Source organism: Panacibacter ginsenosidivorans (genome assembly GCF_007971225.1).
Taxonomy (GTDB): domain Bacteria; phylum Bacteroidota; class Bacteroidia; order Chitinophagales; family Chitinophagaceae; genus Panacibacter; species Panacibacter ginsenosidivorans.
In genome coordinates, this window is record NZ_CP042435.1 from 5,042,280 (window position 1) to 5,066,869 (window position 24,590).

General features: G+C 36.5%; 20 protein-coding genes. 16 read left to right on the forward strand and 4 right to left on the reverse strand.

Annotated features, from left to right (window positions below):
- Window positions 1-16 precede the first annotated feature (16 nt).
- From FRZ67_RS21370 to FRZ67_RS21405, 8 genes are all read left to right on the forward strand, one after another.
- On the forward strand, window positions 17-244 hold the full coding sequence (locus FRZ67_RS21370) for a hypothetical protein (RefSeq protein ID WP_147192599.1): 228 nt from the start codon (window positions 17-19) through the stop codon (window positions 242-244).
- Between the two features lie 103 nt (window positions 245-347).
- Window positions 348-2,573: a copper-translocating P-type ATPase gene (locus tag FRZ67_RS21375; protein WP_225975432.1), complete on the forward strand. Its 2,226-nt coding sequence runs from the start codon at window positions 348-350 to the stop codon at window positions 2,571-2,573.
- Window positions 2,574-3,741: 1,168 nt separating this feature from the next.
- On the forward strand, window positions 3,742-3,954 hold the full coding sequence (locus FRZ67_RS21380) for a hypothetical protein (protein WP_147192600.1): 213 nt from the start codon (window positions 3,742-3,744) through the stop codon (window positions 3,952-3,954).
- 40 nt (window positions 3,955-3,994) lie between these two features.
- Window positions 3,995-4,387, forward strand: coding sequence for a single-stranded DNA-binding protein (locus tag FRZ67_RS21385; protein WP_147192601.1), 393 nt, complete (start codon window positions 3,995-3,997; stop codon window positions 4,385-4,387).
- 50 nt (window positions 4,388-4,437) lie between these two features.
- Window positions 4,438-5,505 carry a DUF932 domain-containing protein gene (locus FRZ67_RS21390; protein ID WP_147192602.1) on the forward strand — a complete coding sequence of 356 codons (1,068 nt, stop codon included), beginning with the start codon at window positions 4,438-4,440 and terminating at the stop codon, window positions 5,503-5,505.
- A 60-nt stretch (window positions 5,506-5,565) separates the two neighbouring features.
- Window positions 5,566-5,874 carry a MutS N-terminal domain-containing protein gene (locus FRZ67_RS21395; protein WP_158638425.1) on the forward strand — a complete coding sequence of 103 codons (309 nt, stop codon included), beginning with the start codon at window positions 5,566-5,568 and terminating at the stop codon, window positions 5,872-5,874.
- Window positions 5,875-6,009: 135 nt separating this feature from the next.
- On the forward strand, window positions 6,010-6,300 hold the full coding sequence (locus tag FRZ67_RS21400) for a hypothetical protein (protein ID WP_147192604.1): 291 nt from the start codon (window positions 6,010-6,012) through the stop codon (window positions 6,298-6,300).
- Between the two features lie 172 nt (window positions 6,301-6,472).
- Window positions 6,473-6,943: a JAB domain-containing protein gene (locus FRZ67_RS21405; protein WP_147192605.1), complete on the forward strand. Its 471-nt coding sequence runs from the start codon at window positions 6,473-6,475 to the stop codon at window positions 6,941-6,943.
- Window positions 6,944-7,011: 68 nt separating this feature from the next.
- Here FRZ67_RS21405 and FRZ67_RS21410 read toward each other — a convergent pair whose 3' ends face one another.
- Window positions 7,012-9,837 carry a tyrosinase family protein gene (locus FRZ67_RS21410; RefSeq protein WP_147192606.1) on the reverse strand — a complete coding sequence of 942 codons (2,826 nt, stop codon included), beginning with the start codon at window positions 9,835-9,837 and terminating at the stop codon, window positions 7,012-7,014.
- 804 nt (window positions 9,838-10,641) lie between these two features.
- Here FRZ67_RS21410 and FRZ67_RS21415 point away from each other — a divergent pair.
- The 8 genes from FRZ67_RS21415 (at window position 10,642) to FRZ67_RS21450 (ending at window position 20,331) form a co-directional block, all read left to right on the forward strand.
- Window positions 10,642-11,037 (forward strand): plasmid mobilization protein, encoded by a 396-nt coding sequence (locus tag FRZ67_RS21415; RefSeq protein WP_147192607.1) that lies wholly within the window; start codon window positions 10,642-10,644, stop codon window positions 11,035-11,037.
- On the forward strand, window positions 11,022-12,296 hold the full coding sequence (locus tag FRZ67_RS21420) for a relaxase/mobilization nuclease domain-containing protein (protein ID WP_147192608.1): 1,275 nt from the start codon (window positions 11,022-11,024) through the stop codon (window positions 12,294-12,296). The genes FRZ67_RS21415 and FRZ67_RS21420 overlap by 16 nt, the downstream gene beginning before the upstream one ends.
- A 198-nt stretch (window positions 12,297-12,494) precedes the next feature.
- Complete coding sequence (gene mobC, locus FRZ67_RS21425; RefSeq protein ID WP_147192609.1) at window positions 12,495-14,453, forward strand: conjugal transfer protein MobC; 1,959 nt, start codon at window positions 12,495-12,497, stop codon at window positions 14,451-14,453.
- 73 nt (window positions 14,454-14,526) lie between these two features.
- Window positions 14,527-15,321 (forward strand): thymidylate synthase, encoded by a 795-nt coding sequence (locus tag FRZ67_RS21430; protein ID WP_147192610.1) that lies wholly within the window; start codon window positions 14,527-14,529, stop codon window positions 15,319-15,321.
- Between the two features lie 23 nt (window positions 15,322-15,344).
- Complete coding sequence (locus FRZ67_RS21435) at window positions 15,345-16,256, forward strand: phosphoribosyltransferase-like protein (protein ID WP_158638426.1); 912 nt, start codon at window positions 15,345-15,347, stop codon at window positions 16,254-16,256.
- Complete coding sequence (locus FRZ67_RS21440) at window positions 16,256-18,196, forward strand: ORC-CDC6 family AAA ATPase (protein ID WP_445375998.1); 1,941 nt, start codon at window positions 16,256-16,258, stop codon at window positions 18,194-18,196. The genes FRZ67_RS21435 and FRZ67_RS21440 overlap by 1 nt, the downstream gene beginning before the upstream one ends.
- Window positions 18,168-19,136, forward strand: a complete 969-nt coding sequence (locus FRZ67_RS21445) for a hypothetical protein (protein WP_147192613.1) — start codon at window positions 18,168-18,170, stop codon at window positions 19,134-19,136. The genes FRZ67_RS21440 and FRZ67_RS21445 overlap by 29 nt, the downstream gene beginning before the upstream one ends.
- Before the next feature lie 4 nt (window positions 19,137-19,140).
- Window positions 19,141-20,331: an N-6 DNA methylase gene (locus FRZ67_RS21450; protein WP_147192614.1), complete on the forward strand. Its 1,191-nt coding sequence runs from the start codon at window positions 19,141-19,143 to the stop codon at window positions 20,329-20,331.
- A gap of 108 nt (window positions 20,332-20,439) precedes the next feature.
- Here the strand turns inward: FRZ67_RS21450 and FRZ67_RS21455 are convergent, their stop codons facing one another.
- The 3 genes from FRZ67_RS21455 to FRZ67_RS21465 all read right to left on the reverse strand — a co-directional run bounded on the left by FRZ67_RS21455 (window position 20,440) and on the right by FRZ67_RS21465 (window position 24,547).
- Window positions 20,440-21,525 carry a PDDEXK nuclease domain-containing protein gene (locus FRZ67_RS21455; RefSeq protein ID WP_147192615.1) on the reverse strand — a complete coding sequence of 362 codons (1,086 nt, stop codon included), beginning with the start codon at window positions 21,523-21,525 and terminating at the stop codon, window positions 20,440-20,442.
- Window positions 21,526-21,547: 22 nt separating this feature from the next.
- On the reverse strand, window positions 21,548-22,897 hold the full coding sequence (locus FRZ67_RS21460) for a tyrosine-type recombinase/integrase (RefSeq protein WP_147192616.1): 1,350 nt from the start codon (window positions 22,895-22,897) through the stop codon (window positions 21,548-21,550).
- Window positions 22,898-23,482: 585 nt separating this feature from the next.
- Window positions 23,483-24,547 carry a mechanosensitive ion channel family protein gene (locus tag FRZ67_RS21465; RefSeq protein WP_147192617.1) on the reverse strand — a complete coding sequence of 355 codons (1,065 nt, stop codon included), beginning with the start codon at window positions 24,545-24,547 and terminating at the stop codon, window positions 23,483-23,485.
- Between the last annotated feature and the right edge of the window lie 43 nt (window positions 24,548-24,590).

The following is a 24,590-nucleotide window of genomic DNA, read 5'->3' on the forward strand; positions in this document are numbered from 1 at the left end:
ATTTTAACCAACTGCAATGAAACAAGCTTTTAAAATAAGTAAAAAAATAGATGCCGCTTACGCAGGTAAGGTATTGTTTGCTTTGGAGCAAAGCGGCATCTTTCATTCCGTTCAAATATCAGTAGCTACAGGCGATGTAGAAATTAATGCAGATGAAACAATCAGCATAGAGCAGGTTGAAGAATTGCTTGCAGAAATTAAGGACTTAAAAATTGAAGAGAAAAAAAATACTGAAGAAGCTTAGTAAGAGAAAATGTTTTTTGAGCCGGGCTCCTAATTACTATTAAGCATCGTTGCGTCGCACTCTTGTGCATTGTGTATTCTATTCATTCATTAAATAATCATTTATGAAACAACCTCAAGATCATAAAGACGGTGAAAATATTGCGCAGGGTGAAAATACAAAGTACACATGCCCAATGCATCCTGAAATAGTTTCAGATAAACCTGGGAATTGCCCAAAATGCGAAATGACGCTGGTTCCTGTTAAAGAGAAACAGGAGCATGAAAAAATGGATCATTCCGAAATGAATCACAGTAAAATGAAAATGCCTGCCCGTCCCTTAGGCGGGGATGATCATGGGACAGGTCATAGCAAGATGGATCACAGCAAAATGCCGGGCAGTCATGGTGGTCATGATCATGGAGCGATGATTTCTGATTTCAAAAAAAGATTTTTTGTTGTCCTGGTATTAACGCTGCCTATTATTTTATTATCACCCATGATACAGCACTGGTTAAGTGTTAGCTGGCAATTTACAGGTTCTATGTATTTATTATTCGGTCTTTCAAGCATCGTTTTCTTTTATGGGGGCTTGCCTTTCTTGAAAGGGTGGCTTGATGAAATGCGAAGCTGGAAACCAGGTATGATGACGCTGATTGGCTTTGCTATTACTGTGGCGTATGTGTACAGTGTTGCAACTGTATTTGGTTTGAAGGGAATGGATTTTTTCTGGGAATTGACCACTTTGATTTTAGTGATGCTGTTAGGGCACTGGATTGAAATGAAATCTATTGCAGGAGCTTCAAGAGAACTGGAATTACTGGTACAATTAATGCCCGCCGATGCGCATTTAATTCAGGGTGAAAATACTAATGATGTAAAAACAAATTCATTAAAAGAAAATGATCTTATATTAATTAAACCGGGAGAAAAAATTGCAGCAGACGGAATTATATCAGAAGGCGAAAGTTATCTGAATGAATCAATGCTCACGGGTGAATCAAAACCTGTACAAAAAGTGAAAGGTGATAAAGTGATTGCAGGTTCATTAAATGGAAACGGTTCTTTAAAAGTTCAGGTATCGCATGGTACAAAGGATTCTTATCTGTCGCAGGTGATTAAGCTGGTGCAGGATGCGCAAAATTCAAAATCAAACACTCAATTATTAGCAGACCGCGCAGCGCAATGGCTTACTATTATTGCATTGGCGGCAGGTGCTGCTACATTTTTGTACTGGTATTTCAACGGGCAAACCCTTGCATTTGCTATTGAAAGAATGGTAACAGTAATTGTGATTTGCTGCCCGCATGCTTTAGGGCTTGCTGTTCCTTTGGTAGTAGCGAAGTCAACCGCTATAGCGGCAAAGAGCGGGTTATTGATTAAGAACAGAACAGCTTTTGAAAACGCAAGAAAGATAACAACAATTGTATTTGATAAAACGGGAACATTAACCATAGGAAAATTTGAAGTCTCAAAAATAGTTTCCTTGCAAAAGGAAATTTCAGAAAATGAATTGTTGCAGATTGCTTCTGCGTTGGAACAAAACTCTGAACATCCTATTGCCACAGGCATTATGCAGAAAGTAAAAGATTTAAAGCTATCAGTTCCTGCAACAGAAAATTTTAATGCCATTACAGGTAAAGGCGTTGAAGCTAAGGTTGAAGGGAAGGATGTAAAAGTAGTTAGTCCGGGATACCTCAAAGAAAACAACATAACAGTACCAGGAGATTTTAAAACAGATCTGGCAGAAACAGTTGTTTTTGTAATAATCAATAATGCTTTGGCAGGATACATTGCATTATCAGATTCCATTCGTCCGGAATCAGCAGGAGCAATACAAACATTACATGCAAACCATATTAAATCAGTTTTACTCACCGGCGATAACAAACAGGTAGCCGAAAGCGTAAGCAAAAAAATAGGAATAGACAGTTACATAGCAGAAGTGCTACCGCACCAGAAATTAGAAAAGATAAAAGAATTGCAAAACAAGGGCGAGTTCGTTGCAATGACCGGTGATGGTGTTAACGATGCACCTGCTTTGGCACAGGCGGATGTAGGAATTGCAGTTGGCAGCGGAAGTGATATTGCTGCAGAAACAGCAGGAATTGTTTTAGTAAACAGCAACCCGCAGGATATTACAAACCTGATATTATTTGGCAAAGCTACTTACCGTAAAATGATTCAAAACTTAGTGTGGGCAACCGGGTATAATGTTGTGGCATTACCATTGGCAGCAGGAGTTTTATATAATTGGGGAATTCTCTTAAGCCCTGCTGCGGGTGCGGTTTTGATGAGTTTGAGTACCATAGTGGTTGCGATTAATGCAAGCATGTTGAAAGTAAAATAATTATAGCGACAGGATATTTGAAAGGGCATAAGGTATTTTTTGGCAGATACTCCTCATGCATCTTTTTTTGCAACAACGTAAAACTTTTACTGTTTTGCGCTGTACTATTTGTCTGTTACCTTTGCCGCCATGCGTTTATTGGGATTTATAATGGCTGTTCTTGTTTTGGTGCTGAGCTGTATGCCCTGCTCCGATACTGATGCTGCGCATTCAAATAAAAGCACTTCCGTACAAGCTACGCACCCATCCAATCCGCTTGGTGGTAAAATGGATGATTGCTCACCCTTTTTTTCAATGCAATTGTATTTGATTTGAAGCTGATGAACTTAACTGCGTCAAGCTGTTCTTAAAAAGTTTAATTTCTGATGAAAGAACTTCTTTTTCTTCATTGTCTTTATCTCGTCTTTCTTTTGAATAAATCTTTGTGGCAATCAAATAGCCACCAAATATGCTTATAATACTTATAAGCACAGAAAACCAATCAAACCAGTTAGGAGTGAAATCCCAAAAAGATTGAGTTTTGTGGTTTGTATTTACGAATGTATATAAAAAAATTCGTGTATAAAGCGATCTTGGGCCAACTGAAAAGTACTGAAGTCAATTCTTTTGCATTGCTCATCCTCTATATCCAGTACAAGAGTGCGACGCAACGAAAGCTAAATAGTGTTACAGATGTTCGGTACAAAAAATTCAATTCTTAATGACTGCTAAAATTTAACTGTTGCGGTACTTGCTGTGCAACAACCGCAAATTATTTTGAAAAACATAAAAGATTGCTGCAAAATTATTGTGGTATTCCACTTCATTCATTCGCTCCTTCATTCCATACTTCCATTCCGTCGCTCTCTCATGAAGCCCAATACCAGGATGTTTAAAAATTATTGCAATAGATTATTGCAAACCTGAATTGCAATCACAGATATATCAGGCTGTATTGTCTTTTGTAAAATCAATGGATAAAAAGGCAGCGAAGCTTGCGGCTGTCATTGTTGTATGATTAAATAAAAGCTGCCAAAAGACTACGGCATAAACACAACTCCTTACGCACAAAGCCATCATTTATTCCGTTTCCTTTTGGCTTAAATACAGCCGCAGTTCTTAATGCTTTCTTTTTTCCATTTTTTCTTTTACAAAATATTTTTTTCATCAACAGGCAAAATGCAACATCATGGAACGCAATACTAAACTTTCTTACCTCATGCAGTTGTCATGGGAAATTCAGCGCAAGAAGAAACACAACCGCAGCAAATCATTACAGGCTGCATGGGCAATTACATTAAACGAGGACATCACTATTTATTATCTCGTTAAACGGCACAGCAATAAAAATGCACCGAACAAAGTGGAAGCACAACATTTGACTTTATTCAATTCACACTAAGCAGTAAACAATTATCTATTCATATTTTAAAATCAGCATTATGGAAATCACAGCAAGATTAACAGCAAACGCAGAAGTAAAAACCTTGAAGGATGAAAGGCAGGTGGTAAACTTCAATGTAGCTATTAACGACAGTTACAAACCTAAAGGCAGCAGCGAAGTTACAAAGCTGGTAACCTATGTGCAATGCGCTTATTGGGTAAACAGCAACATAGCCCAATACCTCACCAAAGGCACACTGGTTGAGTTGCAGGGGCGCATTGGTGTAAACGCTTACAACAATATGCAGGGTGAAGCGAAAGCTGCATTAACCTTTCATGTAAACAATATTAAACTGCATGGCAAGCCAAAGTATGAAAGCAACAACACAGAAACAGCCGCACCTGTTGCAACAGAAGCAGGGGCAGAGCAGACAGATGATTTACCGTTTTGATTTTTTAACCCTAACCCTTACCAATTATTTAATCATTTAAAAATTTGATCATGGCACACAATCTTAATTACAATGAGCAAACAGAAAAGCACAGTTTCTTTTCAGTGAAGGAAAAAGCATGGCATGGGTTGGGACAAATTGTGCAGGACTATCCAACCAGTGCAGAAGCAATTAAACATGCAGGGCTGGATTACACCGTAGAAAAAAGACCATTGTTTACTTATGACAATGAAAACAATGCAGCGGATGAAGACACAGATATTAAAATTCCTGAAATTGATGTACCTGATTTTTTTGCTACCATGCGTACAGATACAGAACAGGTCTTAGGCGTAGTGGGCAAGGATTATGAAGTAGTACAAAATACAGATGCATTCAGTTTCTTTGATGCAATTGTTGGTGGTGATGGCATTCAATATGAAACAGCAGGTGCATTGGGTAAAGGCGAACGCATTTTTATTACTGCGAAACTACCGGGTTATATTAAAGTCGGTAATGATGATTTAATAGAAAAGTATTTATTCCTTACCACTTCCCATGATGGCTATGGAAGTATTCTTGCAGCTTTTACACCTGTGCGTATTGTTTGCGCCAATACTTTAAACGCAGCACTTCGTAACTATTCCAACAGTATTAAAATACGGCACACCGCCAACGCAAAACAAAGACTGGAGCAGGCACATAAAGTGATGGGCATTGCCAATAAACTAACAGAACAAATGGAAACTATTTTTAACCATTGGGCTAAAGTGCGCATTGCCGACTCCGCAATAAAAAAACTGATACAACTTGCCATGATTCCAAACAAAGAAGTATTGCACAATGTACAGGCTGGCAAAGATGATGTGCTTTCTACCTGTTTTAAAAATATGTGTGATAATGTGTATGAATATGCATTAACAAGCCCCACGCAACAGCATGCAACTACCAGAGGCACTTTGTTTGGAGCCTACAATGCAGTAACAGGATATTTTCAAAATATACGCAACTATAAAAATGATGAAGCAAAATTAAAATCTGTTTTGCTGGGCGGCACAGCACAATTAAGAACACAGGCAGCATTTAATCTTTGTACGGATTATGCAAATAAGGGTGATGCTATTTTATTACTAAATTAATAAGGCAGGGCAGCTATGGCTGCCCTGTTCTTTTTATTTTCTAACAAAAAAATATCAGTTATGGAAAAACAAATGAAGCGTAATAATAAAGCAATCGTTCAACCCGACATTATGCATATTAAGGCGTGGCAATCTCTTAAAGCAAAATACAGTAATACTATTGTGTTACTAAGAATTGAAGAATGCTATTTTACTTTTGATAATGATGCATACATTGTAAGCAGTATTACAGGTATTATCTTAAGTGAATGCGAACATGTAGAAATGCAATGTTGTTTTCCTGTTGCTGAGTTAGATATCTGTTTAAACAAACTGGTAAAAGCGGGTAACAGGGTAGCTATATGTGATCAGTTGGTTTCACCACCATAACATCACATTAATAAATGCCCGGAAACGCCCAAGCCTTTAAGGGCTTGGGCGTTGTGTTTACTGTGGCAGATGTGTACAATTAATCATATTGAATTGTCAGGCTAATTTGTATTATTGTAATGCGAATACGGCAATATGGAAAAAACTGAAATCTTTGTACAGGACGGGAACAGGTATGTTTACGCTACTGCATTTATCAATGCTGAAAACCCTTTAGGTATTATAAAAGCTACACTCAAAGAATATACGCTTTATAAGATTGCTGAAACAGAATTACTAATTGGTAAACTCTACAAAACAAAAGAAGGAAACTGGTATGATATGCCAGGCAATACACCTATTAATCCATTGCTAAGAACAATGATAAAAATGGCGATTGATGAATCAGAAAAAGCTAACAAGATCATCAATAAAGAAATGCTCTGATTATTTTTTATTCTCTATTAATCCCTTCACAAATTTCGCTTTCAGGCTGCTGAAGCGGCCATGAAATTCCGGCATAAACCGCTGCGCTATTTATTCCGTTGCTTCATGGCCTGTATTGCCTGAAAGCAGCGATGGTTCCATCATTAATTTTTAAATCATTAAATCTTATGTTATGGAACAGACATTCAGTATGGAAACATTGTACCAGGTTGCGGAAATAGAATTGGTATATAAATCAAAAGTAAAAGCTTCAGAACGTCCTAAAATCATTACTTCAAAAGATGCTTATAAAATATTGCTTCAAACGTGGGATGAAGATAAAATGGAACTGCAGGAGCAGTTTAAAATTCTCTTACTTAATAGAGGCAATAAAGTAGTAGGTATTTATGAAGTCTCAACAGGTGGTATTACCGGAACAGTTGCAGATCCGCGCCTCATATTTACTGCCGCTTTAAAAGCAAACGCTGTAGCACTTATTCTTGCACACAATCACCCAAGCGCCAGTCTTAAACCAAGCAATGCAGATACAACGCTTACACAAAAAATAAAAGAAGGAGGAAAGCTGCTTGATATTAATGTAATGGATCATCTTATTATCTGCAATGAAGGTTATTATTCATTTGCCGATGAAGGATGTATATAATAGCTGAGATTATTTATGAAAAAAGCCTGTAAGAGAGTCATTACAGGCTTTTGAATGTCAAAATTTATTTACTGAAATAACCGACTCCTTTTGGAATGTTTTTCATTACACTCCAATATACTTTTGAAATCGATTTTTCTTTCTTTTAGATAATTCTGCACACCTTTATCATAAAGGAAGCATTTTATTAAAGAGCAACAATCATTATGTGTTGATGGAATAGGGTTATCGGGTTTATCTCCGCCGTTAAAAACTGTACCATTTAAGGTTTGTTCTCTTGTAAATGGAGTTCCTCTCAGGGTTACACCTTTTGCCAAAAATCTGCATATATAAATCCCGCTTATGCCAGCAGTAAAAGAATTTTCAAAAACGCCTGGTTCAACTTCATATAACCAAAGCGAAAATGAAGTGTTATCTGGTCTTCTGATTTCTACCTGAACTGAACTTCTTTTTTCTACCGGCAAACCGTATTCAGTAAGAATGGCACGTAAGGTTAAGGTTGCTCCAGGTTCAAGACTGTTTTGATGTATTGAGACATTCATTTTTAAATTGGAATAAGTATTCACTACAACAGAATATCTTGCTCCATGTGTGGCAAAGGACTGACTCCGTTTTTGCGTCTCTCTTATTTTAGAAAGATACTTTTTATAATCATCATCATTTACGCACAGCACAACATTCCAGGTACCTGCATGGTTTCCACTAGCAGCAGCAACAGGAAGATTGAATTTATAGTTTTTTGTTTTTTGTCCGGCAGCAAAATCAATACCATGACCAGCAGCATTTACCGGATCAATCCACAATCCTCCCGGTGTTTCTATAAACATATCTACTACAGGTGCATCTGTAATAAGTATCGCAGTCCCATCAATATCTGCTTCATTAAGCTGGAAGGGAATTTTTATTTTGTTACCGGGTGCAATATATCCATTGGGATCAAGCACTATATTATTATTTGTAACACCAGCAAGTATTTGAAGAAAATATTTGCTTAGCCTGAAAAAATCATCAATACTTGAACTTAAAATACCCGAAAGTAAAAGATAGCCGCCAGTGCCATTAGTTAGTGCTTTAAGTGCCCCGGTGTTAACCTGTGTTTCATTACCAAGACCAATTGCAAAAGTTCTGTTGTCTATCGACCCGGCTACATCAGCAATAGAAAGTGGTTGATTTTCCAAGCCATCAGTAAAAACAATAATTGCTTTTTGCTCATAGTCCGCAATTGGCACAGCGTTGATCACCGTTCTCGCCATTTGCAAGCCATCACCTACTGAAGTTGCACCGTTAATATTGGTATGATGAGCGGATACTGCATTTTTTGCCGCAATCCTGTTTGGATCAAATTGGCTATTGGTTGTGATTCTTGTAACAGGGAATCCAGGAAAAGTTGCGTCATTTACCGGATAAGCATCTGTATCAAATCTAATTAACCCAACTCCACTGTTAGCCGGAATTACTTCCATGAAAGCATCGGCTGCATCTTTCAATACATCTATTCTATGTGCACCAGAAGTGCCTGCAGGATCATCCATACTGCCGGACTGATCCAATGCAAGCATAACAGCCACCCTTGGTCGGACAATAGCATTTGCTCTTAAAATAAAAGTAAAAGTCTGTCCGCTTTCCACGCATTCAAAAGTAACTGAACCATCAGGTACTGCCACATTCGCTGCACCAGCAGTAAAAGCAAGCCAGATACGCGCTTCCACATAAGGCTCTAAAACGTGAGAAACATTTACTGTACCGGATAAAGGTTGAAGAATGGAAAAAGGAGCTGCAGGGTTACCCCCTGGCTGCACCCGAATGGTTGTACCTACACAACTGTAAACCTTGAAACTTGCTGCTCTTACTGCTGTATCGCCAGATGGTATATCATTAAAGTTTATTACAGGTGGTGTACCCGCATTCTTAACTTCAACAATCGGAATGTTATTGAAATTTGTATCATAACAAGGAGGGAAAATAATAGAAGGATGTTTATAGGTATGAGGAATTCCCTCGTTTTCAGGGGCAGACCAAGGTCTCGTGAAATGGGTCACACCAAATTCATCCTCTGAGAAGCCTGAAGACCATGGCTCTATGTTGTGATTTACATTTTGAATATGGTCTAAAACCGGAACGTCAAGATTTGATTCTGCCCCGTATATCTGGTCAGGATCCAGTCGTCCAGGATGTGCAGGATCAGTTTGCCATCTTGCAAATAAGCGATCCACATTTGAATGAAGTAAAAAGACAAAAGGATCTCTGAAAGAAATATGGGCGCCACCCATGTTCACAAAGCCATGTGCCCTGTTATGGGCGCTTTCCATTGCAAGACGCATAGTTGGATAATCTCCGCCGTTAACAATATTGTTATTGTCATTTGTTATTGATTCAGGGCCACTTCCTAAACCTCCAACAATCCTGAAAACGTCCGCTGGTGCATCAGCAGGATTGCCTGTTACATCCCTGTCATTTGATGTTCCGGGAACATAATAACCTGCGCTTAACCATGGCTCACCAATTGAGCCGTTAGAAGAGCCCATTAACGACGATGTAAATAAATTAAGATTGCCTGTTGTTCCTCCACCGAGGTTCGCATTGGGAATATTTCTTGGGTCTTGCGTCCAATCCCAGTAATGCAATGATAACTGAGGATTAATCTCACGAAGCATCGCCTCAAACCTGTTTACTATCTCCCTATGCCATGGAATAAATTCCGGACCACCATGTACATGTGTTGCCTGGTGTATTTCATCCTGTTTAAACCACCAGGAAACACCACCGGGATTGGGGTCGTTCCTACTTCCCGGAAAATAACGTTGATTTAATTGTTTGATCGCGTCGATCAGCAAAGCTCTTTCGCTTGGATCGACATGCGCAATGTTTCTGCGGATTCCATCACCGAGTGCCATAATTGATTGTTTTTATAAGTTAAAAAAGACATGAAATGGTTTATTCGGATAAGTTTTAAAGAATACCCGGCAAGCTGTTATTTATGTTAGCTATTTAAGGAGTGTTAATGAATAAGCAGATCAAAACATCCCTTTCTTCCTGATTGAACTCTGTAATGTTTTTATAGGAAATAGATTTGTGTTATTGCTGCGTGGAAATAGAAAAGTTTAAGGGCCGAAATTTTATTTTAATAAGACCGTTTACATGATCAATTTTTTATTGCAACAGTTATTCCTATCACACCTGTAAATGTAAGCAAGCATAAGTTTCTTTGCAAGCGTATAAACACCTGAAAATTTATGTGTAGTTCTACGCAGTAAACAGAGTGTTTATGCTAAAAAGCTTATGTGATCCCGTAAAACTCATTTTTAATTTAGCATGGCTAAAATTTAGCCATGTATTGTTACGGAATTTCGTTCGGTCTACCTTTATAATGCTATCAGATTTTTAAGTGAAAATGAAAGGTTATGAAAGGTAAAAATCTTTGCTGCAAATACGCAGTTTACAACAGCATTATTCAAAGCTTTATTAGCTTTCTTTCTTCGTTCAAATATATTCCGCATTTTGTTATGATTTACGATTACTTCAGCATTATCAAGGTTCGCGATTATTTAATATCTGCAAGGGATTAATGTGCCCGGTCTTGCACATGGCAAGATGTACAAACGTGGCCACGTTTGAATCTTGCCTCTCCACTCCGAAGTCGTTCGGGGGAATTACAGAAGATGATTTGAATATTGTTCCAAATACAAAATGGTAAGATCGTGAAGAAGAAAGAAAGCGAAGTGCGAAGAACATTTATCAAAATACGCATGAATGATGCAGAGATAAAAATGGTGAAAAAATACAAGAGTCAAACAACAGAAAGGAGCCTGAGTGAGTATATGCGAAAAGTATCCATGCAAAAGCCTATTACGATCAAATACCGCAACCAGTCTGCAGATGATTTTTTAAAAGAGATGCTGGGGCTTAAGAAGGAACTGAATGCCATCGGTAATAATTTCAACCAGGCAGTACATAAACTGCACTTGCTGGATAAGATACCTGAGTTCAGGGTTTGGCTTAACCATTATGAAAGTGTTCAGCAATCTTTAGTGAGCAAGGTAGAAGAAATAAAATTAAAAGTGAGTAAACTCTACGAAGAATGGTTGCAAAAATAACGATACCAAAAAGCATTGAAGCTGCACTAAACTATAACGAAAAAAAAGTACAGAAAGGCAACGCTGAATGTTTACATGCAGCCAACTATTTAAGTGATGTACAGCAAATGAATTTCTATCAAAAATTAAATGGCTTTGAAAGTTTGAACAGTTTGAATGAAAGAGCATTTACAAAAACACTGCATGTGTCGCTCAATTTTGATCCATCTGAAAAGTTGTCCAATGAAAAGTTAGTTGAGGTTGCAAATGTATATATGAATAAGATTGGTTTTGGCGAACAACCTTTTCTTGTTTACAAACACGAAGACGCCGGGCATCCGCATATTCACATTGTAAGTACAACTATCAAGGAAGGTGGCAGCAGAATTAATACGCATAACATTGGCAGAAATCAGTCGGAAAAGGCGAGAAAAGAAATTGAAGGAATGTATGGATTGGTAAGAGCAGAACGGCAGCAACAGATAATGAAGCCTGGCATCAAGCCGGTAGATCCTGAAAAAGCGATCTATGGAAAGACTGAAACCAAAAGAAGTATTTCAAATGTTGTGGCTGCAGTTTTTAGTCAATATAAATTCTCATCGTTACCTGAATTTAATGCGGCACTAAAACAATTTAATGTAGTTGCCGACAGAGGAAAAGAAGAAGGAAGAATTTATAAGAGTAGAGGATTGGTGTACCGGATATTAGATGCAGATGGAAATAAAGTTGGTGTTCCCATTAAAGCAAGCAGTATTGGTTGTAAGCCCACATTGGATAATCTTGAAAAGAAATTTATCGTAAATGAAACTGCAAAAGAGCCATTGAAACAAAGAATGAAAAAAGAGATTGATGAATGTTTGCAAATGTCACCCGGCAGTATGAAAAATCTGATGGCCTCTCTGCAACAAAAGCAAATCTATACCGTGTTAAGACAAAATGCAGAAGGCAGGTTGTATGGGATAACATTTGTGAACAATCAAAATAGATGTGTTTTTAATGGCAGTGATATAGGCAAAGGATATAGTGCTGCTGCATTGCAAATCCGCGTAGTTTCTTCACGTAATGGACATTCAAAAAATGAGGCTATGCAAAATGTTGGTAAAACTGATAAATCAATTGACAATTTGAAAAATGATTTGAGTACAAATGCACAACAAGATCAGTCTGCAAAAACTTATGGCCTGTTGAATGTTTTGATTTCTCCCAAACAAGAATTCGGAAATACTCCCTTTCAGTTACTCAAAAAGAAAAGAAAAAAGAAGAAGAATTTTAATTCATAGAATGTGAGGTGTATGAAAATTATAAAAATCTTTTGTACCAGGCTTTATCACTTTTATCACCGCCTGTTGCGTCGCACACTTATACATCCGGAATTTTATTGAGCAATGAGAAGAACGTTTAAGAGTGCGACGCAACGAATGCTTAATTGAAAAGCAAAACTTGGGTTCATAAAAATTTACAATCTTTAAAATATTGTTATGTCGGGTACAGGTGAAAATGAAATGGGGCTGAGGAAAATACTTGATTTTACAAGGCTTGCGGCTATCGCTATTTTGATACTGCATTTTTACTACTACTGTTATGCAGCTTTTAGAGAATGGAATTTTACAGCAAGCATCAGCGACCGGCTGATGATGAATATAGCGAATACTGGTTTATTCAATCACTGGGTTACTTCAAAAATAATTGCATTGGGGTTGTTGGTTATTTCGCTAATCGGTGCAATGGGTAAAAAGGATGAAAAGCTGCGTTTGAAAAGCATTCTCTCATGGATAGCTATTGGGTTACTTTTTTATTTCGCAAGCAATTTGTTTTTTAGCCTTACTGTTGATAACACAACAATTGCTGTTGCTTACATGACAGGTAGTGGTTTGGGATTTTTATTGGTATTGAGTAATGGCACTATGTTGAGCAGGTTGATAAAGGTGAGTTTGTCAAAAGATATTTTTAATGACCTGAATGAAACATTTCCGCAGGAAGAAAGGCTGATCAATAATGAGTATTCCATTAATCTTCCGGCTCGCTATAAACTGAAAGAAAAAGTAAAAAGAAGCTGGATCAATATTATCAATCCATTTCGTGGCTTGTTAGTGATTGGAAGTCCGGGTGCAGGTAAGAGTTGGTTTGTGATACAGCATGTGATGAAGCAGCATATTGAGAAAGGCTTTGCTATGTTCATTTACGATTTTAAATATGATGACCTATCCAAGATTGCTTACAACTGTTTGCAATTGTATAAAGACAAGTATGCGGTTGTGCCGTCATTTTATGTGATCAATTTTGATAACCTTTCTGTAACCCATCGCTGCAACCCATTAGAGCCCTCTGCGATGCATGATATAACAGATGCGACAGAATCTGCCAGAACAATTTTATTAGGGCTTAACAGGGAGTGGATCAACAAGCAAGGGGATTTCTTTGTAGAATCACCTATCAATTTTGTTACCGCCGTCATTTGGTTTTTGCGAAAGTATAATGATGGAAAATATTGTACGCTGCCACATGTAATAGAGTTAATGCAGGCAGATTATGATGAACTCTTTCCCGTACTAAACACGCAACCTGAAATCGAAGTGTTGGTAAACCCCTTTGTTACGGCATATCAAAATGATGCAATGGAACAACTGGAAGGCCAGGTTGCATCTGCAAAAATTGGTATGGCAAGGCTTGCTTCGCCACAATTGTATTGGGTATTATCGGGCAATGATTTTACACTTGATATAAATAACCCTGCGCATCCTAAAATAGTTTGTATGGGTAACAATCCGGAGAAGCAACAGATCTATGGCGCAGTGTTATCGTTGTATGTTTCAAGATTGGTAAGAATGGTGAACAAAAAAGGAAAGCAAAAATGCAGCCTGGTGTTTGATGAATTTCCGACTATCTTTTTTAATCATATTGATTCATTGATAGCAACGGCGAGAAGCAATAAAGTTGCTACCACTTTAGCGATGCAGGATTTTAGCCAGTTAAAAAAAGATTATGGCAAAGAACAGGCAGATGTGATTGTAAACATTACTGGTAATATTATCAGTGGTCAGGTGATGGGTGAAACATCTAAACTTTTATCTGAACGTTTTGGTAAAATTATGCAGGACAGGGAAAGTGTTTCTATTAACCGCAATGATACGTCCATCAGTCGCTCCACACAATTAGATGCCGCTATACCGGCATCTAAGATCGCAGCCTTATCATCGGGTGAATTTGTGGGAATGGTTGCTGATGATCCGCATGAAAAGATTAAACTTAAAATGTTTAATGCAGAGATTATTAATGATACTGATAAGCTGAACGATGAAGTAGGCAGATATAAAGAGATACCTGTTGTATCAAATGTTACGCGACAACAGGTGATGGATAATTATTACCAGGTGAAGATGGAAGTGAAGCGGTTGATTGGGGAAGAGGTGGAGAGGTTGAAGTTAAGTACTCATTGACTATATTTGTTTTTACTCAAAAACCGCAGAACAATATTTGGTTAAAATCTGGTAATCAACACAAGCAATTTTTATGAACCAATATGAAGACCTTCTCCAATTCGTTTTAGAAAAAGGAAATAAGAAAACAGATCGAACTGGGGTGGGTACCCTTAGTATTTTTGGCTATCAAATGCGATTTGATTTGCAAGAAGGTTTTCCACTAATAACAACAAAAAAACTTCATCTAAAATCAATAATCTACGAACTTCTTTGGTTTCTAAAAGGTGAAACTAACATTAAGTATTTGAAGGAGCACGGGGTGACGATTTGGGATGAATGGGCCGATGAGAATGGAGAATTGGGTCCTATTTATGGGTACCAATGGCGTAAATGGCCTGCCCCAGATGGAAGACATATCGATCAAATAAGTAATGCAATACATTTAATTAAAACCAATCCAGATTCAAGAAGGATTATAGTCAGCGCCTGGAATGTAGCAGATATAGAAAAAATGTCGCTACCTGCTTGCCATGCTTTTTTTCAATTTTATGTTGCTGAAGGAAAATTATCATGTCACATGTATCAGAGAAGTGCTGATCTTTTTCTTGGTGTGCCTTTTAATATTGCATCCTTTGCATTGCTAACCATGATGACTGCACAGGTTTGTGATTTGGAAGTAGGTGAATTGGTGCATTCTTTTGGAGATACCCATATTTACAACAATCATATAGAACAAGTGAAACTTCAATTGGAAAGGGAACCACGGCCTTACCCTAAAATGGTTATTAATAAAGAAATAAAAAATATATTTGATTTTAAGTATGAGGATTTTAAACTAGAGGGATATAACCCTCATTCCTCGATAAAAGCACCAATTGCAGTATAATGAGTGTTCCAAGCATACCGGATATGAAGTTATATTACTCTAATAAAAGCACATTAATAAGAGTAATATGCCGAACAAATCAATGGAGTGGGTTAAAAGAATCAAATTTAACTGACTGGCTGCAGGGAAATTTTAAAGACCCTGAAGGCAAATATCTGGCTGTTAAAATTCTATTGCATAGTCTTTACTACAGTGAAGAAAATCTAATTGAACTATTACGACATGGCATTTATCATGAAATAATTGGCGAGGAAATAAAAAGCAACCTGATTGCAAGTAACAATATTTTTGTACCTCAATCAGTTACTGAAGCTGAGGTACGGCAGAAGGTTGATAAAATTTTATTTGTTCCACTTTTGGATAAGAACAGGCCTAATGAAAGCGGCAATGCTATTATAAGATATCTAACTACAAAACTTTCTATCAGCCCATCAAATACAATTTTTCATTTTAATATTAAGGATAGTGATCTTGATAATATTGAAAAAATAATCATTGTTGATGATTGTATTGGCAGCGGGGATCAGTTGAATACTTTCTGGAACACAACATTCCTTGATGTAAAAAATAAAGCGTTAGCGAAAGGGGTAGACATTTACTACCTGGCTTTGATTGGTTATGAAAATCAAGTCCTGGATTTACAACTCACTGGAGATTTGGTTGGCTTGAGAGTAGTAATATGTGACAAACTTGAGGAACGTAACAAGATATATTCAAGTCAGAATATCATTTGGAACAGTGATGAAGAAATGAACTTCGCAATTACTTATTTTGATGACATTGGTAGCAAATATGGTGTGCCACGAGTGGGTTATGCCGGACTGGATTTTTCTTTATTCATGCATAATTCCGTACCAGACTGGACTCTGCCTATATTCTGGACAGAAAATTATGACTGGAAGCCTTTATTGAAACGAAAAAACTCAAATTCATAATGCGAGCAAAGAACCCATTTAACAGAAACAGAGCCGAGCAGATGGGAGAAGATACCTGGCGGTATTTTGTGAAAGAACCATTTACAGATCTGTTGTCTGAAAAGCCACTGATTTTTGAAGGAAGCCGAGGGTGTGGGAAAACGATGTTTTTTTTGTGCAACTCCTGGAAAGAAAAGTTCGCTGAATACGAGACCCAAGGAATTAACGTTACAGAAATATTTTCCAAAACTGGTTTAATTGGGTTTTACTATAAGGTTGACGGTAAGTTTGTTGGGAAAAATTTATCAAAAAAAGGCGTTGAAGAATGGGAATGGCAATCTGTATTCAATACCTATTTTAATATTATTATTTGTAAAGATGTCCTTAATTTTTTAAGCCATTGTATCGATAGAGGGTATATCGCAAAAGATGAAATTTCAACCCTAGTTAAAAGAATAAACGGCAAGCTGGAATTTAACTGTGACGTAGAAAGCCTGGAAAAGACATATAATCATTTTGATGTTGTATTGGATGAGATCGAAGGTTTCTCCAATGACCCTGAGAAAAAGAAACCACTTGGATTACATGCAGGCACCCTCATTGCAACAGCTATTGAGGAAATCCGAAAAATTCAGTTATTTAATGAAGCAAGGTTCCATGTTTTTATTGATGAATTTGAAGAGTTGAATGAAGCTCAACAAAAGCAATTGAATACTTTGCTAAAACAGAGCAAGTATTGGCTTGTATATGATTTTGGAGTAAAGACCAAAGGAAGGCATACCGAAGAAACAATATCGGGAGAAATAATTCAAGAGCCTGATGATTATTTACACTACTACCCCGAAATTGATAGTTATGAAAGAAAAGAGGAATACGAGAGATTATTAGTTTCTATTTGCTCAAAGCGAATTAAGGACTATTTACCTGAAGCATTAGTTTCTAATGACGATTTCCTTGATATAAGATTTTATCTGAAAGATTATGGCAAAGAAATAGAGCTGAAGGAATTTGAGCAATCTTCTAAAATGCCTTCTATACGAACAAGATTAAAACGATTAATAGAAGAAGATAATGCACACCGACATTACTTTGACAAAGATGAAATGAAGGAGGTTTACAACGTTCTTGTGAACTGTACACCTGACCTGGTAAGAATGCATATTTCCATCTTGAATCGCCGTAATAAAGTTTCAATTAAGGAACTCTTTGAAAATGCAAAGAGCAACACAAAAGTTTATCAAAGCTGGAAGCATAATACCGGATTCGCTACTTATTTTCTCCTTTGTAAGGAACTGGATATTATAAAAAAATATCACGGCCTGTCGACCTTTTCAATGTTGTCGTCTGGAGTGATAAGGAGCTTTCTTGAGATTTGTGAAAGCGCCTTCGATTATGCATTCAGCGAGGGCTTTACATTTGACAATCCAAGGAGTCTAACTATTGACGAGCAAACAAATGCTGCACACTATGTAAGTCAATCCAAAGTATCAAAAATAGAGGGCTTTGTTCCAGATGGCATGCACTTAAAACGTTTTATGTTAGCAATTGGAAAAATATTTTATTTAAAACATACTGACCCCGATGCAACTTTGGGAGAGCCAGAGCCCAATCATTTTTATACAAAACCTCTGGAATTAAAAGCACTTTCGCCAGAGGCATTACGGATTTTGGAAAATGCCATACTGCACAATGTGCTTCAGTTTGATTTACCTACGAAGGAAAAAAACACAGAGGCTATTGAAACAACAGATTACCATATAAATCACATTTATTGCCCTTATTTTAAAATATCACATAGGAGAAAAAGGAAGATATTTCTTGAACCCGCTGAGTTAAAAACTTTATTAATTGGCACTACAGGTGAAGTAGAAAAGGTTGTCAGATCAATTGTCAATAAAAACACTGAAAGTATCCAGGGAAAATTAAACTTTTATGGAGATGATTTATCAGGAGAAATTTAATCTCGATCATAGCAGCGCTCCGTATTTTTCCCAGCAAGTTGATGTACTTATATGTGGATTAAGGGCAGATAGTGAAAAAGACGACCGCTATAATCATGTAAAACGAAGCTTGAAAGATTTTAAGGGCAAGGTGATTTATTTTAGTACTGATGAAGATGCAAATACCTTAAACTATGAAATCAGAAAAGATAATGGTGATATAATTGACAAACAAGACGGATTGAACTTAATTCCCGACTTAAGAAAATTTTTAAAACAAAATAAGTTTGATGCAAACAGTGTGTGTATTGATATTACCTGCCTAGCACAGCCTATCTTGTTTCTACTTATCAAAATATTTCTTACAGAAATCAAGCCCAAAAAACTGTTTGCTGCATATACTGAACCTAAAAAGTATAAAAAGAATCACCATCTTATTACTGAAGATGAGGAGTTTGAACTGTATGAAAAAATTATTGGGTGTAACTATTCTGTACCGGGGTTTGCCAAGATTAACCGTGAGGAAAAAGAAATGCTTATAGCTCCTTTTGGGTTTGAACGACAACGTTTGATTTCAATTTTTGAAAGTGTTGAACCTAAGGGTGGCCTTATTCCAATATTAGGTTTCCCATCGTTTGTGCCTGGTTGGAATTTGACAGCCCTTTATATGAACTATAAAGTGATTTCTGATGCTGAATCTGAACAGCAGATCAGATTTTGTGAAGCATCCAGCCCCTTTGGCCTATACAGGTTATTGAAAGAACTTTATGATCTCTATGGAAGTGATTACAAACTACTAATTGCACCTTTGGGCACCAGGCCGCATTCTTTAGGTGCTGCTTTATTTGCAACAAAGCATAAGCAATGTCATTTAATTTACGATTTCCCTGTAGAAAAACTATTCAGGAGCGAAGAGATATTAAAAGCGGATATTTATAACTTAACTACTTATATAGAATAGAATAATGGCATATCTAGCACAATATTTTACAAAAGATCACTTTTCAAACCTGCTCATTCAAAATATTGATTTCAGGGGGCCGAAAGTAATCGTGGACTTAGGGATAGGTGACGGGGCTTTGACAGTGGCAGCTATTAAGAAGTGGAGACATGCTAAGTACTATGGTGTTGATGTAGACAAGGAACGGCTTGATAGCTTAAATGAAAGACTACCAAATGTAAGGTTACACAATATTAATTCGCTGGATATATCTCTAGGAAAGAGTATTAAAATAAAAATGGGTACTGTGGATATCGCCATATGTAACCCCCCCTATTTGAATCTTAAAAAAAGATCGAAGTACAAAACAATATTGAGAAATGCGGGATTAAACAATTCTGTTAATATACCCTGTTATACATCTGACCTAATTTTTTTGGCGCAAAATATTAACCTGTTAAGAGATAAAGGGACATTAGGAATTATCGTTCCGGAAGGCATTGTTTGCGGACATAATTTTAATTTACTAAGGAAGGATCTGCTTGAAAGGCATGACCTGAAAATGGTAATTCAGTTAGAGCCAAAAATTTTCAATAAAACTGAAGCAAAAACTTACATACTTATTTTAGACAAAGGTCAAACCAGGACCAGAACAGTACAATTATGCAAAGCCGACCTTAATGGGAAAATTGAAAAACGAATTAAGATACAAAAAACTGATTTGATAGAACGTATGGATTATAAATACCATGCCTCTGCAAATAAAAATATTAAAGGGAAAACCCTAAAAGAATTGGGAGTTACGATTCGAAGGGGTAATTATTCTAAAAATGAACTTGAAAAAGCAAAACAAATATACTTTCACACTACCAGTAATTGGAGCATTAACGGCCTATCGTTGCGAAATACTCATTATAAACTTAATAAAGAACCTGTGATTGCTAAGAAGGGAGATATTCTGATTGGTAGGGTTGGAAGAAATTGTATTGACAAAATAACTTTTGTAAAAAGCGGTAAAATTGCAGTAACTGACTGCGTTTACAAGGTGTCAATTTCAGAGGAGTTTAGGGAAGCGGTATATAACAGGCTAAAAAGTGAGGAGGGCAAAATATATTTACAGAAGGTTATTCATGGAGTATGTGCACAAGTGCTAAGCAAAAAAGATCTTGAAAACTTTAAAGTTTTTGTATATAAGCGTCATGTTCATAAAAAATAACTAACATAGTTTACCTCTCATATAAAAAAGATGCCATTCCTTCCAACCGATGAACGGATTGCGACGCAACGATGATGCCATGAAAAACTTAAGCTGGTATCATAAAAATTATTCTAACAGCTTACACAACTCATTAGCGTCAGGTAATATACCTTTCATTTGAATTGGGGTTTGCTTTGATGTTTTATAAGTAGCTACGCCCATCGCTTTGTCTATACTCTTTACTGAAAACTCAACCACTGTATTATTTTTTTCTTTACACAATACAATTCCAATACTGGAATTTTCATGAGACAGTTTTATTTTTTCATCCAGTACATTCAGATAAAAATTTAACTGCCCTGCATATTCCGGTTTAAACTTTCCTTTCTTTAATTCAAATGCCACAAGGCACTGCAGGTTACGGTTGAAGAATAACAGATCGATAAAAAATTCTTCGCCATCTAATTCTACCCTGTATTGATTGCCAATAAAAGAAAAGCCTTTGCCCATACGAAGAATGAAATCGCGGATTTCTGCTACCACTTTACTTTCTATATTTCTTTCATCATCACCGTCCTGTATATAAATAAAGTCAAACAAATATTCATCTTTGAAAACCTGCAGGGCTGATGGCTTTAAATCTTCGCTTAAGGTTTTAGAAAAATTATTGGGTAGCTTTCCCTGTTTTTGAAAAAGACCTGCATCTATTTGGTGCTCCGTTACGCTGACCGGCCAGAATTGTGCAGCAGTTTCAAGAATGTAAAACATTCTTTCTTCAAAGGATTTGCATTTGCTTAAAATAACAATATGGTGGCTGAAACTTATTGACGCAAATGCGCTTAACATCTCTGCATTCATTTGTGCCGCCGCTGACGGCACAAATAAGCTTTCCGTTGATTTTTCCAATTGTGCCGTTACCGACGGCACAATTACCAACTGATGATATTCCAAATAAAATTGTTTCATTTTCATTAAGTTTCTGCGGGAGAAACCTTTTAGCCCGGGCAATAATTTTTGAAGGTCTATTGATATTTGGTCAACCACTTTGGCGCCCCATTTCTCCGCATCAATCTTTTCTGTAAGCATCTTACCCGTTTTAAAGTACAGCATTAATTGTTCACGGTTTGCCAACCTTGCAGCCTGGTAGCGACTGTTGATAATACTTTGCTTTAATTCAGTTATCAAATGGAGATATTGTTTTGATGGTTTCATTTGTTTGAATTTAGCACGTAAGTCAGGCGGTTTTCAGATCGTTATGTTTGAATGCGGTGAGTTTTGCGGCAAATTCTTTCTTTACTTCTTTCTCAAAACTATCAAGGTAGTTTTCTGTAGTTTTTTTATCAGCATGACCTAGAGCTTCCTGGATGTATTCAGTACTTGCACCTGATCTCTTTAACTGTGTAGAAAATGAATGGCGAGATACAATCGTTGTAAGCTTTTTTTCAATACCTAATTCCATTCCGATCCTCGCCATTCTATCATTAATGAATTTTACAAATGCTCTTACAGCAAAATGTTGTTCAAGCAAAGTCAACCCTTCTTCTAAAACAGGGAAAATATAATTGCCTGGCTTACGGTTTTTGTTTCCCCATTTATCAATGATGCCCAATATGTCTTCAGTTAAAAAAACTGTAACAGGTTTGGGATCATTTCTTGTAGTGTTCTCTGTTTTAGCCCGTTCAAAAACTAAATACTCACCTTCAATATTTTTAAACTTTAGATACGCCACATCTTTTGGGTTGATGCCATTGGCTAAATAGCAAAACAGCCAAAAATCTTTTGCCTTCTGTTCATCTACGCAAATAGGTTTGTGATAGTAGATAAGGGCTATATCATTTAACAGAAGCGCTTTTTTTATATTCCTGGAAGTAGGAATCTGATATTTTCTTCTGCCAAACGGGTAGCATCTTTTTCTGTCAATTATACCAGCTTCTATCGCTTCGTTGAAGATTGCACGCAATGGCCTGAGTTTAATTCCAACTGTAGATTTGCTGCAATCTTTATTACGCATCCATTGCTCGTATTGAATTAGGTAACTAACAGTAATCTCAGCAAAAGGAAGGTTGCTTCTAAATTTCTTTAAGGAATAATAGCTATCCTGGTAATTGAATGCACTTCCGATACGACCTTCCTGTAATAACTTTTTTATGTATGAAATATAAACAGTAGAAATAAAATCGGGTTTGGATTGGTCTTCTTTTAAGATTGAAAACTTTTGTTCATAAGAAGAAAAGTCAAATTGATAATTAGTTATTGGAGCTTCTACATTTCTAAACTTCCTTGGACGGAAAAACCGATTATCAACGATATATTTTTTTTCAAATTCATGAAAGGTAAAGTCAAGAAAATCTTTCGTAGCATTTTCTGCAGTTCTTTGAATTTCCTTAAGTCCTTCCCTTACAATTTGCAGATCCGCATTTATGCGTGGCGCAGTGAGCTTGTCATACTCTTCCTTGGACAGATCATAGATAGTTTGATAATCCCTACTAACCCTTTTAAATGTTACCCTAACTTTGACAGGGTATTTGTTTGTTTTCTGCTTTATTCTTCGTGTATCGAGAATAATAGATAATGATATGGACATAACTGAATAATTTCACTTTCACAATATCTTTTCCTCAAAAATTTGCAAACAAATTTGCAAACAATCGCCAGTTAAACGTCTTATTAATAAGAGTAAGTAAAATTAAAAAATTACTCTAAATATTTGACAATCAATTTATTAAATTAAACTAAGATAAGCTTAGTTAACTTAGATTAAGTATTAAAGGGAACTCAAAATCTGGTTATCGCAAGGTAGTGCAGGTTCGATTCCTGTTCTGGGCACGTGATTATTAATTAATATAAAGGTCGCAATTTGCGGCCTTTTTTAATTTGCAAATAAAATAAAAACTAACTCTCTTATTACTTCCTTCAGGCTTTATCGGAAAAGTAAAAGAACTGTTTCCTGAATGCGTTAAAGGCTTAATTGGTTTTTGGAATGATTGACATTACCCATGTATGTTTGTATTCGCTTTCTCTATCTTTTCTCATCTTTCTTTTAATTGTTACACTTCGTTATTATCCTTACTAAAATTTATAATTGTAGTTACAGTGATGCATCAAAATGCCAGATAATTATGTAGTCTGGTTCATTATTTCGGCAAACTCATATCAATAACTATATTTTTTATTCAAATACTGGCTGCTCCTTATTAATAAATACAGTACTTGTAGGATATGCAAAATCGATATTCATTTTTTCAAACGTTTCAAAGATTTCAAAATTTACTGCCTGTTGCTTATCCATATATAAAGCGTAATCTGAGCTGAGTATGAAATACACAAATTCAAAATTGAGGCTTGAATCTCCAAATGCCGAAAAATGCCCACGGTCAAAAAGTACATCATTGGTTTTTGAAATGATATTTTTTACTACAACTGGTATAGCTTTTAATTTCTCTGATGTTGTTTGATAGGTTACACCAATGTTAAAAACTACTCTTCTTTTTTCCATTCTTTTATAATTGTGCACACGTGAGTCTGTAAGATCTTTATTGGAACAGACCAATTGCTCCCCACCTAAAGTGCGCAATCTTGTGGTTTTGATTCCAATATATTCAACAGCGCCCATTTTATCATCTACAATAATAAAGTCACCGATTTCAAAAGGGCGGTCAAATAGAATTACAAAATAACTGAACAGGTCTCCCAATATTGTTTGCGCCGCAAGAGCTATCGCGATACCCCCAATTCCCAACCCGGCAATGATGGTACTTACATTGTATCCAAGGTTATCCAAAACGAATACAACCCCCATGATCCAGACAATTGCTTTGATGATGATGATCAAACCCCTGGCTTGTTTTTGTTTTGTTTCACCACCATCCTGATTTTTTAAAACGCTAAGTAAAAAATACTGTAATGCTGAATTGATAATTTGTAAAATAAAATAAGTACAAATCAGCAGCATAGCTGTATGGATGGGTTGCTCTGTTACCTGAGGCATATGAAGGTAAGATAGGGCTGCATAAACGATGAGGAAATAAAGAAACGGAATAACATATTTTTCAAAAGATACTACGATAAAATCATCAAAAGAGCTTTTCGTATTTTTTGACCACCGTTTAAATTTTTTTAACAAAGTACCTTTAAAAAATCTGGTAGTCAAAAATCCACCAATGATAATGCCTGATACAATTAACCACGTCTTTATATCATTTCCCAAATATGTATGGCCCCAAAGGTTATTCATAATCTATTATTCATTAGTAAAAAGTGGGATTGAAAACCATCGC

What these genes read in the sequence shown, in the direction of transcription:
- FRZ67_RS21370 (WP_147192599.1), top strand. Translation starts at nt 17, where the DNA reads ATGAAACAAGCTTTTAAAATAAGTAAAAAAATAGATGCCGCTTACGCA.
- FRZ67_RS21375 (WP_225975432.1), top strand. Translation starts at nt 348, where the DNA reads ATGAAACAACCTCAAGATCATAAAGACGGTGAAAATATTGCGCAGGGT.
- FRZ67_RS21380 (WP_147192600.1), top strand. Translation starts at nt 3,742, where the DNA reads ATGGAACGCAATACTAAACTTTCTTACCTCATGCAGTTGTCATGGGAA.
- FRZ67_RS21385 (WP_147192601.1), top strand. Translation starts at nt 3,995, where the DNA reads ATGGAAATCACAGCAAGATTAACAGCAAACGCAGAAGTAAAAACCTTG.
- FRZ67_RS21390 (WP_147192602.1), top strand. Translation starts at nt 4,438, where the DNA reads ATGGCACACAATCTTAATTACAATGAGCAAACAGAAAAGCACAGTTTC.
- FRZ67_RS21395 (WP_158638425.1), top strand. Translation starts at nt 5,566, where the DNA reads ATGGAAAAACAAATGAAGCGTAATAATAAAGCAATCGTTCAACCCGAC.
- FRZ67_RS21400 (WP_147192604.1), top strand. Translation starts at nt 6,010, where the DNA reads ATGGAAAAAACTGAAATCTTTGTACAGGACGGGAACAGGTATGTTTAC.
- FRZ67_RS21405 (WP_147192605.1), top strand. Translation starts at nt 6,473, where the DNA reads ATGGAACAGACATTCAGTATGGAAACATTGTACCAGGTTGCGGAAATA.
- FRZ67_RS21410 (WP_147192606.1), bottom strand. Translation starts at nt 9,837, where the DNA reads ATGGCACTCGGTGATGGAATCCGCAGAAACATTGCGCATGTCGATCCA.
- FRZ67_RS21420 (WP_147192608.1), top strand. Translation starts at nt 11,022, where the DNA reads ATGGTTGCAAAAATAACGATACCAAAAAGCATTGAAGCTGCACTAAAC.
- mobC (WP_147192609.1), top strand. Translation starts at nt 12,495, where the DNA reads ATGTCGGGTACAGGTGAAAATGAAATGGGGCTGAGGAAAATACTTGAT.
- FRZ67_RS21430 (WP_147192610.1), top strand. Translation starts at nt 14,527, where the DNA reads ATGAACCAATATGAAGACCTTCTCCAATTCGTTTTAGAAAAAGGAAAT.
- FRZ67_RS21435 (WP_158638426.1), top strand. Translation starts at nt 15,345, where the DNA reads ATGAAGTTATATTACTCTAATAAAAGCACATTAATAAGAGTAATATGC.
- FRZ67_RS21440 (WP_445375998.1), top strand. Translation starts at nt 16,256, where the DNA reads ATGCGAGCAAAGAACCCATTTAACAGAAACAGAGCCGAGCAGATGGGA.
- FRZ67_RS21445 (WP_147192613.1), top strand. Translation starts at nt 18,168, where the DNA reads ATGGAGATGATTTATCAGGAGAAATTTAATCTCGATCATAGCAGCGCT.
- FRZ67_RS21450 (WP_147192614.1), top strand. Translation starts at nt 19,141, where the DNA reads ATGGCATATCTAGCACAATATTTTACAAAAGATCACTTTTCAAACCTG.
- FRZ67_RS21455 (WP_147192615.1), bottom strand. Translation starts at nt 21,525, where the DNA reads ATGAAACCATCAAAACAATATCTCCATTTGATAACTGAATTAAAGCAA.
- FRZ67_RS21460 (WP_147192616.1), bottom strand. Translation starts at nt 22,897, where the DNA reads ATGTCCATATCATTATCTATTATTCTCGATACACGAAGAATAAAGCAG.
- FRZ67_RS21465 (WP_147192617.1), bottom strand. Translation starts at nt 24,547, where the DNA reads ATGAATAACCTTTGGGGCCATACATATTTGGGAAATGATATAAAGACG.